17 protein-coding genes and 3 tRNA genes are annotated in these 16,724 nt (G+C 69.1%); 9 read left to right on the top strand and 11 right to left on the bottom strand.

The window, feature by feature from the left end; translation table 11 throughout:
• Positions 1-51: 51 nt before the first annotated feature.
• Positions 52-1,047, bottom strand: coding sequence for a Gfo/Idh/MocA family protein (locus H5398_RS01990; RefSeq protein ID WP_182798806.1), 996 nt, complete (start codon positions 1,045-1,047; stop codon positions 52-54).
• 68 nt (positions 1,048-1,115) lie between these two features.
• Positions 1,116-2,288, bottom strand: coding sequence for a DUF480 domain-containing protein (locus H5398_RS01995; RefSeq protein WP_182798807.1), 1,173 nt, complete (start codon positions 2,286-2,288; stop codon positions 1,116-1,118).
• 81 nt (positions 2,289-2,369) lie between these two features.
• On the opposite strand from H5398_RS01995, the gene H5398_RS02000 reads away from it, so the two are divergent.
• Both H5398_RS02000 and ngcE read left to right on the top strand, forming a co-directional pair.
• Positions 2,370-3,644: an aspartate kinase gene (locus H5398_RS02000; RefSeq protein WP_182781501.1), complete on the top strand. Its 1,275-nt coding sequence runs from the start codon at positions 2,370-2,372 to the stop codon at positions 3,642-3,644.
• A gap of 114 nt (positions 3,645-3,758) precedes the next feature.
• Positions 3,759-5,150: an N-acetylglucosamine/diacetylchitobiose ABC transporter substrate-binding protein gene (gene ngcE, locus H5398_RS02005; RefSeq protein WP_182798808.1), complete on the top strand. Its 1,392-nt coding sequence runs from the start codon at positions 3,759-3,761 to the stop codon at positions 5,148-5,150.
• A 12-nt stretch (positions 5,151-5,162) separates the two neighbouring features.
• On the opposite strand, the gene H5398_RS02010 is transcribed toward ngcE, so the two are convergent.
• Positions 5,163-6,809, bottom strand: a complete 1,647-nt coding sequence (locus H5398_RS02010; protein ID WP_182798809.1) for a helicase HerA-like domain-containing protein — start codon at positions 6,807-6,809, stop codon at positions 5,163-5,165.
• 121 nt (positions 6,810-6,930) lie between these two features.
• On the opposite strand from H5398_RS02010, the gene H5398_RS02015 reads away from it, so the two are divergent.
• Positions 6,931-7,224 (top strand): type II toxin-antitoxin system VapB family antitoxin, encoded by a 294-nt coding sequence (locus tag H5398_RS02015; protein ID WP_182798810.1) that lies wholly within the window; start codon positions 6,931-6,933, stop codon positions 7,222-7,224.
• A gap of 34 nt (positions 7,225-7,258) precedes the next feature.
• Positions 7,259-7,810, top strand: coding sequence for a LytR C-terminal domain-containing protein (locus H5398_RS02020; RefSeq protein WP_182798811.1), 552 nt, complete (start codon positions 7,259-7,261; stop codon positions 7,808-7,810).
• A 126-nt stretch (positions 7,811-7,936) separates the two neighbouring features.
• On the opposite strand, the gene H5398_RS02025 is transcribed toward H5398_RS02020, so the two are convergent.
• Positions 7,937-8,021, bottom strand: a tRNA-Ser gene (locus H5398_RS02025).
• 116 nt (positions 8,022-8,137) lie between these two features.
• On the opposite strand from H5398_RS02025, the gene H5398_RS02030 reads away from it, so the two are divergent.
• Positions 8,138-9,313 carry an MFS transporter gene (locus tag H5398_RS02030; RefSeq protein ID WP_182798812.1) on the top strand — a complete coding sequence of 392 codons (1,176 nt, stop codon included), beginning with the start codon at positions 8,138-8,140 and terminating at the stop codon, positions 9,311-9,313.
• A gap of 13 nt (positions 9,314-9,326) precedes the next feature.
• Here the strand turns inward: H5398_RS02030 and tadA are convergent, their stop codons facing one another.
• Together tadA and H5398_RS02040 are read right to left on the bottom strand one after the other, a co-directional pair.
• Positions 9,327-9,758 carry a tRNA adenosine(34) deaminase TadA gene (gene tadA / locus H5398_RS02035; protein ID WP_182798813.1) on the bottom strand — a complete coding sequence of 144 codons (432 nt, stop codon included), beginning with the start codon at positions 9,756-9,758 and terminating at the stop codon, positions 9,327-9,329.
• A gap of 38 nt (positions 9,759-9,796) precedes the next feature.
• Positions 9,797-10,384 carry a tRNA adenosine deaminase-associated protein gene (locus H5398_RS02040; RefSeq protein WP_182798814.1) on the bottom strand — a complete coding sequence of 196 codons (588 nt, stop codon included), beginning with the start codon at positions 10,382-10,384 and terminating at the stop codon, positions 9,797-9,799.
• A gap of 112 nt (positions 10,385-10,496) precedes the next feature.
• Between H5398_RS02040 and upp the strand changes: the two genes are divergently transcribed.
• Both upp and H5398_RS02050 read left to right on the top strand, forming a co-directional pair.
• The gene (gene upp, locus H5398_RS02045; RefSeq protein ID WP_370586024.1) at positions 10,497-11,138 is read left to right on the top strand and encodes a uracil phosphoribosyltransferase; all 642 of its coding nucleotides are present in this window, start codon (positions 10,497-10,499) and stop codon (positions 11,136-11,138) included.
• A 122-nt stretch (positions 11,139-11,260) separates the two neighbouring features.
• Positions 11,261-12,022, top strand: coding sequence for a YwiC-like family protein (locus tag H5398_RS02050; RefSeq protein ID WP_182798816.1), 762 nt, complete (start codon positions 11,261-11,263; stop codon positions 12,020-12,022).
• A 66-nt stretch (positions 12,023-12,088) separates the two neighbouring features.
• Here the strand turns inward: H5398_RS02050 and H5398_RS02055 are convergent, their stop codons facing one another.
• The 4 genes from H5398_RS02055 to rfbA form a co-directional block, all read right to left on the bottom strand.
• Positions 12,089-12,994 (bottom strand): 1,4-dihydroxy-2-naphthoyl-CoA synthase, encoded by a 906-nt coding sequence (locus H5398_RS02055; protein WP_182798817.1) that lies wholly within the window; start codon positions 12,992-12,994, stop codon positions 12,089-12,091.
• A 45-nt stretch (positions 12,995-13,039) separates the two neighbouring features.
• Positions 13,040-13,774 carry a glycerophosphodiester phosphodiesterase gene (locus tag H5398_RS02060; RefSeq protein ID WP_220489049.1) on the bottom strand — a complete coding sequence of 245 codons (735 nt, stop codon included), beginning with the start codon at positions 13,772-13,774 and terminating at the stop codon, positions 13,040-13,042.
• 105 nt (positions 13,775-13,879) lie between these two features.
• Positions 13,880-13,952 (bottom strand) — tRNA-Arg (locus tag H5398_RS02065).
• 86 nt (positions 13,953-14,038) lie between these two features.
• A complete protein-coding gene (gene rfbA, locus H5398_RS02070) occupies positions 14,039-14,902 on the bottom strand; it encodes a glucose-1-phosphate thymidylyltransferase RfbA (RefSeq protein WP_182798819.1) in 864 nt (287 codons plus the stop codon).
• Between the two features lie 97 nt (positions 14,903-14,999).
• Here rfbA and rfbB point away from each other — a divergent pair, with 97 nt between their 5' ends.
• Both rfbB and H5398_RS02080 read left to right on the top strand, forming a co-directional pair.
• Positions 15,000-15,998 carry a dTDP-glucose 4,6-dehydratase gene (gene rfbB / locus H5398_RS02075; protein WP_182798820.1) on the top strand — a complete coding sequence of 333 codons (999 nt, stop codon included), beginning with the start codon at positions 15,000-15,002 and terminating at the stop codon, positions 15,996-15,998.
• A 66-nt stretch (positions 15,999-16,064) separates the two neighbouring features.
• Complete coding sequence (locus H5398_RS02080; RefSeq protein ID WP_182798821.1) at positions 16,065-16,547, top strand: methylated-DNA--[protein]-cysteine S-methyltransferase; 483 nt, start codon at positions 16,065-16,067, stop codon at positions 16,545-16,547.
• A gap of 68 nt (positions 16,548-16,615) precedes the next feature.
• Here the strand turns inward: H5398_RS02080 and H5398_RS02085 are convergent.
• Positions 16,616-16,709, bottom strand: a tRNA-Ser gene (locus H5398_RS02085).
• Between the last annotated feature and the right edge of the window lie 15 nt (positions 16,710-16,724).

Here is a 16,724-nt window from a genome sequence, read left to right on the forward strand (position 1 = left end):
GGTCACCACCAGTCCCAACACGCCGGATATGGGGGGACGAGGAGGCTGCCGTCACCCCAGGTCGACGGTGGCCTCCTGGTGTGTCATGCCTGCCTGATGCAGGCACGCCTCCGCGATCCGCATCACCTCGAGCGTGTCGTTGAGGGGCATCGTCGGGGATTCCGTCAGCCCCTCGCGGATGCGCTGGGTCACCTCCGCGAACTCGTGGGAGTACCCGCGCCCCGTCGGCATCGCCTCGATGATCCGGGGAAGCACCCCGTTGCGATGCACGGTGAGCATCGACGGGTGGTGGAAGCGGGGCTCCACCTCGATCCAGCCCTTCGTCCCGACGATGACCATCCGGCCAGGGCCGTAGCCGTCGAACCCGAACGTCAGCGACGACAGGGCATCACCGGCGTGCACGAGGTTGACCGCCGAGGCCCGCTCGACACCCGACGGGTACAGCCGGGACCGGCTGCAGATCTCCTTCGCGTCTCCGAGGAAGGCCTGCGCGAAGCTGATCGGATAGACGCCGAGGTCCAGGATCGCGCCGCCGCCGAGCTCGGGCGCAAAGAGGCGGTGTTCGGGTTGGTACTCGCGGAACGAGTAGAGGTCGCCTTGGACGCCGACGACGTCGCCGATCCGTCCCCAGGCCACCACCTCGCGCGCGGCGGCGATCACGGGGAGGAACCGGGTCCACATCGCCTCCATCGCGAACACGCCCTTCGCGCGGGCGGCATCGACCACCTGCTGGGTCCCGGCGAGGGTGGCGGTGAAGGCCTTCTCAACCAGGACGGCCTTGCCGTTGGCGATGGCCGCGAGAGCCACGTCGCGGTGCTGCGGGTGAGGCGTGGCGATGTAGACCACGTCGACAGCTGGGGACTCGAGCAGCTCGCGGTAGGAGCCGAACGCGAGCCTGATGTCGTGGTGGGCGGCGAACTCCTGCGCCTTGCCCCTGGTCCGCGACGCGACGGCCACCAACTCCGCCCCGGGGACGAACTGGAAGTCACCGGCGACGCCTTGCGCGATAGCGCCTGTTCCTACGATCCCCCACCGGACGGTATTCATGGCCCCAGGCTAGTGCCGGACTCCTGCCCAGGTGTGGGAACCTCGTCGGGATATCCGGTCGGGGAGTGTCAGCCACAGGCGATGAGGTAGAGGCGCTCGACCGGCTCGTCGTCGGAGACCAGGTAGGTCTCGACGTAGCCGAGACCCGCCGCCTCCACCGCCCTGCGCACCTCCGCCACGTCGTGCCGCACGAAAGTCAGATTGACTGCGTGCCCGAACCACTCGTCGCGCCTGTCCAGGGTTGCGCCGGTTTCCATCGCCAGGGCGAGCACCCCGTCGGGCAGCAGCACCTCCGCGAGGCCGCGGATGATTCCCCCGAGCTCGCTGGGCGCGAAGTGCGCCAACGAGTGCCAGGCCACGACGGCGCCCCACCCGGCGGCGGTCGTGGGGCGCAGCAGCCGGCGCATGTCGCCCACCTCGACGTCGATGTTCGGGTGCCGGGCGGCGGCCTCCGCGATCATCGCCGTCGAGACGTCGATGCCCACCGGATCAGCGCCCTCCTCGGCCAGGAACGCCGTGACCGCGCCCGCCCCGCAGCCGACGTCGGCGGTGCGATGCGGGCCGGCGAGCTTGACTATCCGGGCCAGGAACCACTCCTCGAACTCCCCCAGCGCCCGGCGGTCCTCCGCGTAGGCCGCCGCGACAGCGTCGTAGGCGGCCACGACGTCGGCATCGCGCGCGGCCGCCCCCTCCGCCAGCACCTGTTCGCGGTCAACGCCGGCCGGAGCCGCGCCGACGGGCGGCTCACCGAGGAGATGCAGCCACCGGGCGTCCTGCTGCCCGGGTTTGCGTTCGAGTTGAATCACGAGGGGCTCCTCGCGAGCCACCATCGACGCCAGGCACGCCTCGACGGCCGCCCGATCCGCGAAGGGGCGCAGCCGCTCGGCGCGGGTCTTCAGCTCGCCCGCGGACTGCGGGCCGCGCAGCAGCAGCAGCGTGAGCAGCGCCCGTTCGTCGTCGGCGAGCCCCAGCGCCGGCACCACCGACTGCGCGTACTTGAGGGTGCGTTTGCCGTAGTCAAGCCAGGTCACCCGCACCCAGCCGCGTTCCTTCAGGGAGCGCAGCGCGTCCTGCACGGTCCGCTCGTCGTACTCGACGACGGGCTCGCGGCTGTTCTTCTGGTTGCAGGCGCTGCGGAGCGCGTTGAGGGTGAGGGGGTAGGTGTCCGGGACGGTGATCTCCTTCTCCAGGAGGCACCCGAGCACGCGCTGTTCTTCGGCGGTGAGGATCGGCAGCGTCACACGCCTGACCCTACCCTCGGACGAAGTTCCCGCCCATGCCCCGCGGCAACTATCCTGTGACGGGTTCCAGGGAGGTCTTGCATGGGTCGCATTGTCCAGAAGTTCGGTGGGTCGTCGGTGGCCGACGCCGAGTCGATCAAGCGCGTCGCGCGGCGCATCGCCCGCACCCGGGCGGACGGCCACGACGTGATCATCGTCATCTCGGCCATGGGAGATACCACCGACGAGCTGATGGATCTGGCGCTTCAGGTCTCCCCGCAGCCGAAGTCGCGGGAGCTGGACATGCTGCTCACGACGGGAGAGCGCCAGTCCGCCGCCCTGCTGGCGATGGCGCTGTCGGACCTCGGCGTGGACGCCGTGTCCTACACCGGCTCACAGGCGGGCGTGATCACCACCCCCACCCACGGCAACGCCCGCATCATCGACATCACCCCCGGCCGCGTCGAGAAGGCGCTGGAGGAGGGCAACGTGGCCATCGTGGCCGGCTTCCAGGGCGTGTCGCAGACCACCAAGGACGTCACGACGTTGGGTCGCGGCGCCTCGGACACCACGGCCGTCGCGTTGGCCGCGGCCCTCGGCGCGGACTTCTGCGAGATCTACTCCGACGTCGACGGCGTCTACACCGCGGACCCGCGGATCGTCCCGTCGGCGCGCCACATCCGCGCCATCGGGTACGAGGACATGATGGAGATGGCCGCCTCGGGCGCCAAGATCCTCCACTTGCGCTGCGTCGAGTACGCGCGCCGCGAAGGGGTGCCGGTCCACGTGCGCTCCTCCTTCTCAGACAAGCCGGGTACCTGGGTGAAGAGCCAGGACGAGATCGACAAGGACGAATCCATGGAAGAAGCCATCATCACCGGTGTCGCGCACGATCGTGGCGAGGCCAAGGTCACGGTCGCGGGTGTCCCGGACAAGATCGGCGAGGCCGCGCGCATCTTCAAGGCCATCGCGGAGCACGACATCAACATCGACATGATCGTGCAGAACGTCTCCCGTCTCTCGGACGTGCGCACCGACATCTCCTTCACGCTGCCCATGGCCGACGGGGCCCGCGCCATCGCCGCGCTCGAGAACATCAAGGACGAGGTCGGCTACGACGAGCTGCTCTACGACGACCAGATCGGCAAGGTGTCCGTGGTGGGCGTGGGGATGCGCTCCCACCCGGGCGTGTCGGCCACCTTCTTCGAGGCGCTGGCCGGAGCGGAGGTCAACCTGCAGATGATCTCCACCTCGGAAATCCGGATCTCGGTCATCGTGGGAGCCGACGAGGTGGATCGGGCCGTCCAGGCCGCCCATTCCGCCTTCGGTCTGGACGCCGACGAGGCCGCGACCGTCTACGCGGGCACCGGCCGCTGATCGGAGCCCTGCGGCGGAGGCCGCGTTCGGGGGGTGGCCGGGGCGTGGCCGGGGCGTGGCCGGGGCGTGGCCGGGGCGTGGCCTATAGTTGCCTGGCTCACCCGGAGGAAGCCAATGACCCGTCCCAGTCGTCGTAGCGTGCTGTCGGCGCTCGCCGTCGCCGCCGTCGCGCCGCTCACGGCGTGCCCGGGCGATCCGTCACCCGGCCCCTCGTCCTCCCCCTCGGCCACCCCTGCCTCCTCCCCCTCCCCCAGCCAACTCCCCTTCGGACTGGTCACCCCCTCGACGGTGGAGTCCGTCATCTTCGACGGCGCGTTCGGCACCGGCTACGTCGAGTTCGCCGCCGACATCATGAAGGCCAGCTATCCCGGCGTGCGGGTGCGGGTGACGGCCGTTGAGGATGTACGGGCCGCCGTCGAGCCGCGCCTGGCAGACGACGCCACCCCTCCGGACCTGGTCGACAACTCCGGGGCCGCGCTGCTGCCCGTGGCCACGCTGGCGGACCGTTTCGTCGAACTCGACGACGTTGTCGAGTCCCCCTCCCTGGAGGGCGAGGTGTTGCGCGAGACCCTGTACCACGACGTCCTCGCCGCGGGCACCTTCAACGGCAGGCTCCTGGCGATCAACTACGCGCTGAGCGTGTACGGGTTGTGGCATTCGGCCTCCGAGTTCGCCGCCCAGGGCTGGGAGCTGCCGCAGACATGGGATGCCATCCTGGCGTTGGGCGACGCGGCGCGCAGGCTGGGGCGGTCGCTGTTCGTGTGGGGCGATGAGGCCGCCGACTACTACCAGGAGCTGGCCATCGCGTCGGCCGTCAAGGAGGGCGGGGACGAGGTCCGGGTGGCGTTGGACAACCTGGCCGAGGACGCGTGGGCGCACCCCGCCGTGAAGGGCGTGCTGGAGCAGCTCGAGACCTGCGTCCGCGAGGGGTTCGTCCTGCGCGGGGGCGACTACCTCACGGCTCAGGCGGCCTGGGTCCGCGAGGGCGCCGGCCTGCTGTATCCGGCCGGGGCGTGGATCGCCAGCGAAATGTCAGAGGTGGCCCCTGCCGACTTCGCGATGACGGTCGCCCCGGTGCCCACCCTCACCGCGGCCCCCACACTGCCGATCTCGGCGGTGCACGCCTCCCCGACGGAGCAGTTCCTGGTGCCGAGGGACGGGCGCAACGTCGCGGGCGCCAAGGAGTTGCTGCGGACCATGCTGTCGCGGGAGACCGCCGCCCACTTCTCCCGAACCCATCTCATGCCGACGATCGTGCGGGAGAGCGTCCCGGCGGACCTCGAGTCCACCGCGTTGACCTCCCAGGCGCGTCTGCTGGCCGACGCCGGGGAGCACGTGTTCTCGTGGCGATTCGTCACCCACTACGGGTTGGGCCCGGAGACCAACGCCGCGTGGGCGGAGTTCCTGGGCGGCACCCTCTCCGCACAGGGCCTCGCCGAGCAGCTGCAGGCCATCTCGGACCGCGTCCGTAACGACCCGGACGTGGAGCGCTACACCGTCGAGTGACGACGGCGCCGCTCAGCTGCGCCGGCCGGTGCCGAAGATGCCGCGGATGATCTCGCGCCCTGCAGTGCGGACGAGGTCCTTGAACACGGTGGACTTGGTCACCTGCTCCACCAGCCCCGGGTTCTCCCGCTCGTAGCGGCGGCGGGCGGCCTCCTCCGCGCGGGCCTCCTTGTCGCGGCGGGCCTGCTCCGCCCGCGCCTCCCTCTCCAGGCGGGCCTGCTCCTTCTCGGCGGCCGCCAACTCCTTCTCCATCTGCTGCAGCTGCTTCGCCCTCTCAGCCTCGAGGCGCTCCGCCTCGGCAGCAGCGGCCCCCTGCGCGAGCTTGTGGGTGAGCGCCTCGTAGGCGGAGTGCCTGTCCAGCGGCGTGCCGTACTTCGCGGTCAGTGACGACAGAGCCACTCCTGCGCGGAGCTGATCCTCGGGCGTCGGCCCCATCAGCGATTCGGGGGCCCAGATGCGCGTCCAAGCCACGGGGGTGGGGGCACCCTTCTCGCTCATCACGGTGACGATGGCCTCCCCGATCCCGAGCTGCTGCAGGACCTCCTCCAGGTCGTAGCCGGAGTTGGGGTAGGTGGAGACGGTGGCGCGCAGGGCCTTGGCATCGTTGGGGGTGTGGGCGCGGAGCTGGTGCTGCACGCGGGAGCCCAGCTGGGCCAGCACGTCGTCGGGCACGTCCTTGGGGGTCTGGGTCACGAAGAAGATGCCCACACCCTTGGAGCGGATGAGCCGCACGGTCTGGGTGATGGAGTCGAGGAACGCGTCCGAGGCGTCGTTGAACAGAAGGTGCGCCTCGTCGAAGAAGAACACCAGCTTCGGCTTGTCGATGTCGCCCACCTCGGGCAGCGAAGTGAAGAGGTCCGCCAGCAGCCACATCAGGAACGTGGAGAACAATGCTGGGCGCGTCGACAGCTGGGGCAGCTCCAGCAGCGAGACCACGCCCCGGCCGTCGGGGGCCACCCTCAGAAGTTCCGCGGGGTCGAACTCGGGCTCGCCGAAGAACACGTCCGCCCCCTGATCGGAGACGGTGATCAACGAGCGGAGAATCACGCCGACGGTGGCGGTCGAGATGCCGCCGATGCCCTTGAGCTCGGGCTTGCCCTCGTCCGAGGTGAGGTACTTGAGCAGCTCGATGAGGTCCTTGAGGTCCAGCAGCGCGAGGCCGGCCTTGTCCGCGTAGTGGAACACCAGGCCGAGCGAGGACTCCTGCACCTTGTTGAGCCCCAGCACCTTGGACAACAGGATGGGCCCGAACGACGAGATGGTGGCGCGCACAGGCACCCCCACGCCCTCGCCTCCAAGGGCGTAGAACTCGCACGGGAATGCCTTCGGCTGCCAGTCCTGGCCCTGCTTCGCGACGCGGGCCAGCAGCTTCTCCGACGGCGAGCCGGGCGAGGCCATGCCGCTGAGGTCGCCCTTGATGTCGGCGGCGAAGACGGGGACGCCGGCGTTGCTGAGCGCCTCGGCGAGCACCTGGAGGGTCACCGTCTTGCCTGTTCCGGTGGCGCCGGCCACCAGGCCGTGCCGGTTGAACATGGCCAGCGGGATGCGGATCTTCGCGTCGACGAGGGGGCTCTCGTCATTGAGGACCCCCAGTGTCGCGGCGGGGGCGTCGAAGGTGTAGCCCGCGGTGATGGTCTCGATCTGTGCCTCGTTGCTCACTCCCCTACTCTGGCACAGGCCCACAGGGTCGCGCCGCGGATCTGTGGGTGGGCGGCGCGTCCCCAGCGCCGAGTCAGGACACCTACGTCTCTTCGCTCGGGCCCCACGGTAGGGTGGCCTCGTGATCTTCAAGCGAGTTGGTGACTCCTGCCCCTACCCGGACCACGGCTTCACGCAGAAGCAGTGGATCGCGATCGCGCCGCATCAGGTCCGGCTGGACGAGCTGGTCACCACCAAGCGGACCCTGGATCTTGAGGCCCTCCTTGAGGAGGACTCGACGTTCTACGGCGATCTCTTCGCCCACGTCGTGTCCTACCAGGGCGATCTGTACCTGGAGGACGGCCTTCATCGGGCTCTGCGCGCTGCGCTGCAGCAGCGGCAGACCCTGCACGCCAGAATCCTGGAACTGAACTAGCCCCACCGGACGACCACGAAGGAAACCCTCGCCCGTGCGTATCTTCAGGCTCATCGCCACCCCCATCCTGCTGCTGGGCCTGCTCGCCCTGCTCCTCTGGGGTGCGACCTGGGGATGGAAGGCGCTGACCGAACCGTTGCCGTCGCCGTCGCCCACCCCCTGCGTGGTTGGTACGGCCGAGATGATCACCCCCGCGGACATCTCTGTCCGGGTATTCAACGGTGGGTTCACCAGTGGTTTGGCCAACCGCGTGGGCGGCCACCTCGAGCGCGCGGGCTTCAACGTGGTCAAGGTGGGCAACACGGAGGAGCGCATCGTCGGCACCGTTATCCGGGCGAACGAGCGGGAATCGGTTCAGGCCGCGGTGACGGCCGCTCAGTTCATCGAACCCGTAGTTGAATACGACGATCGCGTCGATGGCACCGTAGACGTGCTGGTGGGCACCGATTTCAAGGGCAGTACGCCGTCCCCCAGCATCACAGCGGCCCCGCCCACCGACGGTCAGGTGTGCCGGGTCCCGTCGCCGTCGCCATCGGTACCCCTGTCGCCGTCACCGTCCCCTCCTGCACCGTCACCCACCCCTTAGCAGCTCCCCCGCTGCCCGGCTCCCTGAGGGTCCGCGTCGCGAAGCGACGGCGGGGTGTCCCGAAGCGCCAGGAACGCAGGAAACCCCCAGCCTGAAGCTGGGGGTTTCTCGTCCTGACGGACTCCGCGGTGATGGAGGGATTTGAACCCCCGGTGGGTTGCCCCACTCTCGCTTTCGAGGCGAGCTCTTTCGGCCGCTCAGACACATCACCGCCGGAAAGTTTACCGAGGGCGCCTCCCTTTGACCAATCGCGCTGGTGGGGGGGCCGGTGGGCGGGTTTCGTCGGCCGGTTGGTGGGCCACGAGGCGCGGCCGTATGGTTGGGCCGGTGCGTGACTTTGCGGCGTTGATGAAGGCCCCAGGGCTTGCCCTGATCCTGGTCGCCCAGCTGGCCGCACGGTTCCCCGCCGGCATGTACTCGCTGGGTGTCCTCATGCACGTGCGCGCCACCCAGGGCAGCTACACCGCGGCCGGGCTGGTCCTCGCCTCGTTCTCGGTGGGCATGGCGGTGGCCGGCCCGATCGTCTCGAGGCTGTTCAACCGGTTGGGCACCTTCCGTGTGCTCACCGCCACGCTGGTCATCTCGGTGACCGCGTTCGTTCTGCTCGCGCTCCTGACTGTGCCGCTGGGCGGCGCCATGGCCTTGGCCGCCGTCGGCGGCGCGGCGATGCCGCCGGTCATCCCAGCGGTCCGCACGTTGTACCCGAAGCTGGCTCCCAGCCACCTGCTCACGGCGCTGTTCAACCTGGACGCCGCCCTGCAGGAGGTCATCTGGATCATCGGGCCGGTGGCGATCACGCTGCTGGTGGGTGCCCTCGGGTCCGGGCCGGCGCTGCTGGTGGTGATCGTGATCCAGGTGGTGGGCGGCCTGATGTTCATCCTGACCCCCCGGGTCCGTCACCTGGAGATTCCCGCGAACCGCCGACGCTTCGGCCGCGTCCTGGCCAACCCCGCGGTGCTCCTCATGACGGTGACGTCGCTGCTGATGATCGGCGCCTTCGCCGCCATGGAGGCCGCCATCGTCGCGTCGTTCGGCGACGGCTCGGTCCTGGCCGGCGGGGTGCTCGCTCTGTCAGCGTTCGGCTCCCTCCTCGGCGGCCTGGCAGCCGGCAACCGCCCCATCACCCGCTGGTCGATGGCTCTCCGCATGCTCGTGGTGGTGGCCGGGTTCTCGCTGGCCACGGTGCTCAGCGGCTTCTGGGGCTTGTCGCTGGCGCTGTTCCTGGCCGGCTTCGGGATCGCGCCCGCCCTGGCGGCGGTGTCGTCGGTGATCGCCGGGAGCGTCCCGTTCTCGGACACTGCCGAGGCCTACGGATGGATCGGCACCGGGCAGCTGCTGGGCGCCTCCGTGGGGTCGGCCGCGGCCGGGATCGCCATCGACGCCTCGGGAGGGCACGGCGGCATCCTGGTGGCGGCGGGGATTGCGGTCTCGGCGGTGCTGGTGGCCGTAGCGTTCCGGGGCGTGCAGCCCGATCTGCGGGGCGGCATCGTCGCGCTGGACTAGCGATCCTTGGTCGTTAGCGCCGCTCCCCGAAGAAGGATTCCAGGACGGCGCCGCACTCGTCGGCGAGGACGCCGGAGGTGACCGTGGGGCGGTGGTTGAGGCGCGGGTCGCGCACAACGTCCCACAGCGAGGAGACGGCGCCCGCCTTCTCGTCGAACGCGCCGAACACGAGGTGTCCGATCCGGCTCGCGACGATGGCCCCTGCGCACATCGTGCAGGGCTCAAGGGTGACCACCAGCGTGCAATTCGTGAGGCGCCATTGACCGAGCTCCTCGGCCGCCCGACGGATGGCCACCACCTCGGCGTGGGCTGTGGGGTCGCCCGTGAGCTCGCGCTCATTGCCCGCGCTTGCGATCGGTGCTCCGGCAGAGTCGAGAATCACGGCGCCGATCGGCACGTCCCCATGCCGCCGGGCGGCCTCCGCCTCCTCCAGCGCGAGGCGCATCGCCTCGTGCCAGCGCGTGCCCAAGCTAGTGCCCGGCTCTAGTCGTCGAAGGCCTCGACGGCGCCCTCGAACTCCGCCGCGACCTTCAACTTCGCCGCGATCCTGCCGAGGAGGACGTCGGAGTCCTCGTCGTAGTCCGTGGCGATGGCTTCGAGCTCCATCGCCCGCAGACCGCTGGCCGCGTACATGGATAGGTCTCCCAGGGGGGCCGGATCGTCGTCCTCGTCGGGCATCTCTTCGCCAAGGTAGTCCACGACGTCGCGCGCGATGGGCCAGTCGTTGGCCGCCGTCACGTCCGAGAGCAGCACCTCGACGGTGCGCCCGCGCACGCGGCAGATCACGAAGAATTCGCCCGCGACCGAAACCCAGCCGTCGGCGCCCGAGTCCCCGGGGAGGCGTCCGAGCTGGGTGATGAGTTCGTCGAGGTCATTGGCAAGGTCCACGTCCATGGGCACCGCGACCGCGCGGCCGTCCTCACGGTAGAGAGCCACCACCAGGTCCACGTCGTCCTCGGTGGCGTCTTCGAGGTCGTCGAAGTCCTCCTCGGAGTCCTCCGAGTCTGCGGAGTCTTCGCTGTCCACGTCGTTGAGGTCGAATGGCTCGGCGTCCTCTTCGAATACGTCCACGGCTCACTCCTTTCGTCGCATGCGCACCCCATCCTTGCATGACTGCCCCCGGGAAACATCCCCAGGGGCCCAACCACTGCACGCTCGGGCCGGATGTGGAAAGGTAAGCGGCGTGGAACTCTGCGTCGTCACTCATCCCCTCGTCGATCACAAGTTGACACTGCTGCGGAACAAGAACACGGAGCAGCCGGTGTTCCGCAGGTTGGTAGAGGAGTTGGTGACGCTGCTGGCCTACGAGGCCACGCGTGGGGTGCGGATCACGGAGACCCACATCGAGACGCCGGTCACCGCCGCCACCGGGGTGAAGCTGGCGCAGCCGGCGCCGCTGGTGGTGCCCATCCTGCGCGCGGGCCTGGGGATGTTGGACGGCATGCTTCGGCTGATGCCCACAGCAGAGGTGGGGTTCCTCGGGATGATCCGCGACGAGGTGACCCTGCAGCCGGTGACCTACGCGGAGCGTCTCCCCAATGACCTGTCGGGCCGGCAGTGCTATGTGCTGGACCCCATGCTCGCCACAGGTGGCTCGCTCGGTGGGGCGGTGCAGTATCTGGTGGATCGCGGCGCGGACGACATCACCTGCATCTGTCTCCTCGCGGCGCCTGAGGGGATCGAAAAGCTGAACCGGCTGCTGGCGGACCTGGATGTCCCGTGCACCCTGGTGGTGGCGGCCGTCGACGAGCGGCTCAACGAGCACGGCTATATCGTGCCCGGTCTGGGCGACGCGGGCGATCGCCTCTACGGCCTGGCCAACTGATCTGCAGGACGCTATCCCTGGGGCGGTTTCTGCGGATATCCGCACAAACCGCGCTCTGCGTAGATTGCTGCAGAGCCGGGGGCGCCCCCAGCGCCCGGCATCGGGTGGGCTAGCGTAGCCGGATGGCTGGTCGGTCGGCGGGCTGGGTGCCCAAGCAGCACGGCGCTTGGGCCATGCTCGTCGTGCCTTTCCTGGCGGGCCTGGTGATGGCGCGGGACGCGCGCCCTCTCGACGCCGGCGACGCGATGCTCGGCCTCACCTGGTTGGCCGCGTACTTCGCCTACAACGCGGCGACCCTCCTGCTCCGCGCCCCCGCCACGCGTCGCGGCCGCTACCTGCCTGCTCTCGCGGTCTACGCCGCCGCGACGACCATCCTGGGGTTGACGACCGTGGCCCTCAAGGGGTGGGGGCTACTTCTGTGGGCTCCGCTATATGCCGTGCTTGTCGGTGCCGGGCTGTGGCTGGCGTGGAAGAGACGCGACCGCTCACTGGCGTCCGGCGTCCTCATGGTGATCGCGTCCTGCGGGCTGATGGCGGTGTTGCAGCCGTGGGGCGCCGACGACCCGACGAGGTGGCGGGACGTGGCCATCATGCTGATGATCACCGCCTACTTCGTGGGCACGGTGCTGCACGTCAAGGCCCTGATCCGCGAGCGGAACGAGCCGGCCGCGGCCCAACGCTCGCAGGCGTATCACGCCGCCGTCGCGCTGGTGGCCTTCGCGGCGTGGGGTGCCGGGTGGCTGGGGTGGTGGTGGCTGCCGTGGACGGCGGCGCTGGTCGCGAGGTCGTTCTGGATGCCGCGGGCCCCGAGGCGCCCGGCGCAGATCGGCGTGCTGGAGATCCTGCTGTCGGCCTGGGCATTGGCACTCACCCTCCTCGGCTGAGCGCAAGAGCGGCCGCGACTCCATCCATCGGCTCAACTCACACCGGGCAGTCGGCGGCGCCGCCGCTCAGTAGTAGTAGGGGAACTTCGACCAGTCCGCAGCCCGCTTCTCCAGGAACGAGTCGCGACCCTCAACCGCCTCGTCGGTCATGTACGCCAGGCGCGTGGTCTCGCCGGCGAACACCTGCTGACCGATCAGCCCATCGTCGATGGCATTGAAGGCGAACTTCAGCATCCGTTGGGCCGTCGGCGACTTTCCACAGATCTTCGCTGCCCACTCCAGGCCCAGGTCCTCCAGCTCGGCGTGCGGCACCACCCTGTTGACCATGCCCATGCGGTGCGCGTCCTCGGCGTCGTGGACGTCGCCCAGGAAGAAGATCTCGCGGGCGAACTTCTGCCCCACCTGCCGTGCAAGGTAGGCCGAGCCGAATCCGGCGTCGAAGGAGCCGACGTCGGCGTCGGTCTGCTTGAACATCGCGTGTTCCCGCGACGCGAGCGTCAGGTCCGCGACGACGTGCAGCGAGTGCCCCCCGCCTGCCGCCCACCCATTGACCAGGGCGATGACCACCTTGGGCATGAATCGGATGAGGCGTTGGACCTCGAGGATGTGGAGGCGGCCGAGCTTGGCGGCGTCGACGGTGTCCGCGCCCTCGCCTTCGGCGTACTGGTATCCGGCGCGGCCGCGGATCCGCTGATCGCCGCCGGAACAGAACGCCCAGCCGCCGTCCTTCTCCGAGGGCCCGTTGCCGGTGAGCAGCACGCAGCCGACGTCCGATGACATCCGCGCGTGGTCCAGCGCCCGGTACAGCTCGTCGACGGTGTGCGGCCGGAAGGCGTTGCGCACCTCCGGGCGGTCGAAGGCGATCCGCACCGCCGGGACGTCCTTGGCGCGGTGGTAGGTGATGTCGGTGAAGTCGAATCCGTCCACCGCGTCCCAGAGTTCGGGGCGGAACGGGTTGCCGGGGGCGCTCATGGGGCGAGCCTAGTGGCCGTCCGCTGGCCGTCGCGACCGATCGGGCTAGCGGCCTGGGGCGCGCAATACCTCGGCAAGCCGGTCCGGGAGGTTGGTGATCAGCGCATCGACGCCCAGGCCGGCGAGCCAGAGGGCATCGTCGTCCTTGTTGACCGTCCACGCGTGCACCTCTATGCCCGCCTCGTGGCAGAGCCAGACGAAGTTGGGCTGCTGCAGGGCCAGGTAGTGGGGGTGCAGGGCGCCGGCACCGAACCACTTCGCGTACTTCCAGGGGTCGTAGATGCCGTCCGAGTAGAGCAGGCCGATCTGCTCGCGGGCCACCCGGCCGCGCAGGTTCGCCAGCGAGAAGTGGTTGAACGACGAGTACAGCACCTGGTCTGCCATGCCCGCGTCCCGCACGATGCTCAGCACGTCGTCCTCGAGGCCGGGATACAGCACGACGGTGTTCTTCAACTCGATGTTGACGCGAACGTCGGTGCCCCGGAACAGGTCAAGCACGTCGCGCAGGGTGGGGATCCTGACGTTGCGGCGCCCGGCGAAGCCGTTGGAGAAGTCGCAGTGGCGGAGATCCTCCAGAGTCTGATCCACGACGCGGCCGAAGCCGTTGGAGGTGCGGTTGATCGTCTCATCGTGAATGGCAACGACGTGCCCATCCGCGGTGCGCTGCACGTCGAGCTCCACGCCGTCGGCCCCCATCTGGAGCGCCAGCTGGAACGCGGGCAAGGTGTTCTCCGGCGCATACGCGCTCGCGCCCCGGTGGGCCCAGACTTCGGTTGTCACTGGGACATCCTTCCAACTCGGCGCTGTCCGCGCCATCTACCAACGCGGCCTGGCTAGGCCGGGAAGGAGAAAAGGCGCCGGGGAAACCCCGACGCCTATCCCCAGCGCGCTCGGAGGGACTCGAACCCCCAACCTTCTGATCCGTAGTCAGATGCTCTATCCGTTGAGCCACGAGCGCTGGCCGAGTCGTAACTATACGTGGCATTGAGGTGATCGGCAAAAACGCAGGTCCAGCGGCCCGAGCCGACTGGCGTCAACCTGTTGTCAGCCCAACAAGTTGCGCAGGTAGGTGCCGTAGCCGGACTTCTCGTAGCGCGCCGCGCGCTCGGCCAGTTCGTCGTCTGTGAGGAAACCCCGCCTCCAGGCCGCCTCTTCCGGGCAGCCGACCTGCAGGCCCTGGCGCGCTTGGAGCGTGCGCACGAAGTTGCTGGCGTCGTTGAGGGAGTCGAAGGTGCCGGTGTCCAGCCAGGCGGTGCCCCTGGGGAGGAGGTCGACGTGGAGGCGGCCCTGTTCCATGTAGGTGCGGTTGACGTCGGTGATCTCGAATTCGCCGCGCGGCGATGGCCGAAGGTTGGTGGCAATGTCGACCACCTGCTCGTCGTAGAAGTAGAGACCGGGCACGGCCCAGTGGGACTTCGGGTGGGCCGGCTTCTCCTCAATCGAGAGGGCCAGCCCGTTGCCGTCAACCTCCACGACGCCGTAGGCGGTGGGGTCTGCCACCTGGTAGCCGAACACCAGGGCGCCGTCGATCGACTCGGTGCGCCGCTGCAGTCTCGATCCCAGGCCGGGGCCGGAGAAGATGTTGTCGCCCAGGATCAGGCACGACGGGCCGCCGGAGACGAAGTCCGCCCCGATCGTGAACGCCTGCGCCAACCCCTTGGGCTCGGGCTGCACCGCGAAGGTGAAGTGGACGCCGAACTGTTCGCCGTCGCCCAGGAGATGATGGAAGGCGGGCGCCTCGTGGGGCGTGGTGATGATCAGGACGTCGCGGATCCCCGCGAAGATCAGCGTGGCCAGCGGGTAGTAGATCATCGGCTTGTCATAGACCGGCATCAACTGCTTACTGGTCCCCAACGTGATCGGATGAAGCCTGGAGCCGGTCCCGCCGGCAAGAATGATCCCCCGCATGGGTCTTACCTTGGCATAGACGCACACAGGGCGGACGCGGATGCCCGCCCCCGGCCTGACCGGTGGCTCGGGCCTCGGCCAGGTAGGCTCACTGGCTGTGAAGACGATTCTGGTCACCGGTGGAGCCGGGTTCATCGGCAGCAACTTCGCGCACTGGCTGGTGGACAACACGGACGTGTCGGTCACGGTCCTGGACGCGCTGACCTATGCGGGCAACACCGCCAACCTGGCCGGCCTGGACCCCGCACGGGTGCGCTTCGTCCACGGGTCCATCCTCGATGCGCCTCTTCTCGGCACACTGGTGGCCGAGCACGACGCCGTGGTCCACTTCGCCGCCGAGTCGCACAACGACAACTCCCTCGAAGGCCCCGGGATCTTCGTCGAGACCAACATCCTCGGCACCTTCCACGTCCTGCAGGCCGTGCGGCAGTTCGACAAGCGCCTGCACCACATCTCCACCGACGAGGTCTACGGCGACCTCCAACTCGACGACCCCGCCAAGTTCACCCCCAGCACCCCCTACAACCCGTCCAGCCCCTACTCCGCGTCCAAGGCCGCCAGCGACCACCTCGTCCGCGCCTGGGTCCGCTCCTTCGGCGTCAACGCCACCCTCAGCAACTGCTCCAACAACTACGGCCCCCGCCAACACATCGAGAAGTTCATCCCGCGCCAGATCACCAACGTCATCGACGGCATCCGCCCCAAGCTGTACGGCGCCGGGGCGAACGTGCGTGACTGGATCCACGTCAACGACCACAACTCCGCCGTCTGGCGGATCCTGACGCACGGCCGCATCGGCGAGACCTACCTCATCGGAGCCGACGGCGAGCAGGACAACAAGACGGTCATCGAGCTCATCCTCGAACTGATGGACCAACCCGCCGATGCCTACGACCACGTCACCGACCGCGCCGGACACGACCTCCGCTACGCCATCGACGCCACCCTGCTCCGCGAGGAACTCGGCTGGACGCCCCACTACACCGACTTCCGCCTAGGCCTGCAGGCCACCATCGACTGGTACCGCACCAACGAGGACTGGTGGCGCCCCCTCAAGGCCGCCACCGAGGCCAGGTACGCCGCCAAGGGCCAGTGATCCTCGGGGCCTGTCGAACACCTCGGCGGGTCGTATCCTGGCACCACAGCGGAAGGTGTGCGCGACATGACCCACAGCGTGATGGACTCCCCCATCGGCCCCCTGACCCTCGTCGTCAGCGACGGAGCCCTCGTGGCTGTTCTGATGGACGGACACAAGAGCCCTCCGGTGCCCGGGTCCGCGTGGGGCGACCGCGTCGACGACGCGCTCCCGGAAGCCACCCGCCAACTCACTGAGTACTTCGCCGGGGAACGCACCTCGTTCGATCTTCCCCTGGCGCCTTCCGGGACCGACTTTCAGCAGGAGGTGTGGGCGGCGCTCGCCGCGATCCCCTACGGGCAGACGCGCAGCTACGGACAGCTGGCCGTCGCCGTCGGCCGCCCCGGCGCCTCACGGGCCGTGGGGTTGGCGAACGGGCGCAACCCGATCAGCATCGTGGTGCCCTGCCACCGCGTGGTGGGGTCCGACGGGAAGCTGACCGGCTACTCCGGCGGCCCGGAACGCAAGCAGTTCCTCCTCGATCTGGAACGCAGTCACCTCGCCTTGTAGCGGAGTGGGGTCCTCTACGGCAACGACAAAGCCCCCGGGAGCACAGCTCCCAGGGGCTTGATCACAACTGGCGGAGGCGGCGGGATTTGAACCCGCGATGGGGTTGAAGCCCCAAACCCGCTTAGCAGGCGGGCGCCATAGACCGGACTAGGCGACACCTCCAGTGCCGTCACAGCC

This window comes from Tessaracoccus sp. MC1679 (assembly GCF_014164775.1).
Taxonomy (GTDB): domain Bacteria; phylum Actinomycetota; class Actinomycetes; order Propionibacteriales; family Propionibacteriaceae; genus Arachnia.

Bases quoted from the DNA above. Each gene is read 5' to 3' on its own strand.
- H5398_RS01990 (WP_182798806.1), bottom strand. From the start codon at position 1,047: ATGAATACCGTCCGGTGGGGGATCGTAGGAACAGGCGCTATCGCGCAA.
- rfbA (WP_182798819.1), bottom strand. From the start codon at position 14,902: ATGCGGGGGATCATTCTTGCCGGCGGGACCGGCTCCAGGCTTCATCCG.
- ngcE (WP_182798808.1), top strand. From the start codon at position 3,759: ATGACCCGTCCCAGTCGTCGTAGCGTGCTGTCGGCGCTCGCCGTCGCC.
- H5398_RS02080 (WP_182798821.1), top strand. From the start codon at position 16,065: ATGACCCACAGCGTGATGGACTCCCCCATCGGCCCCCTGACCCTCGTC.
- H5398_RS02050 (WP_182798816.1), top strand. From the start codon at position 11,261: ATGGCTGGTCGGTCGGCGGGCTGGGTGCCCAAGCAGCACGGCGCTTGG.
- H5398_RS02055 (WP_182798817.1), bottom strand. From the start codon at position 12,994: ATGAGCGCCCCCGGCAACCCGTTCCGCCCCGAACTCTGGGACGCGGTG.
- tadA (WP_182798813.1), bottom strand. From the start codon at position 9,758: ATGCGCCTCGCGCTGGAGGAGGCGGAGGCCGCCCGGCGGCATGGGGAC.
- H5398_RS02000 (WP_182781501.1), top strand. From the start codon at position 2,370: ATGGGTCGCATTGTCCAGAAGTTCGGTGGGTCGTCGGTGGCCGACGCC.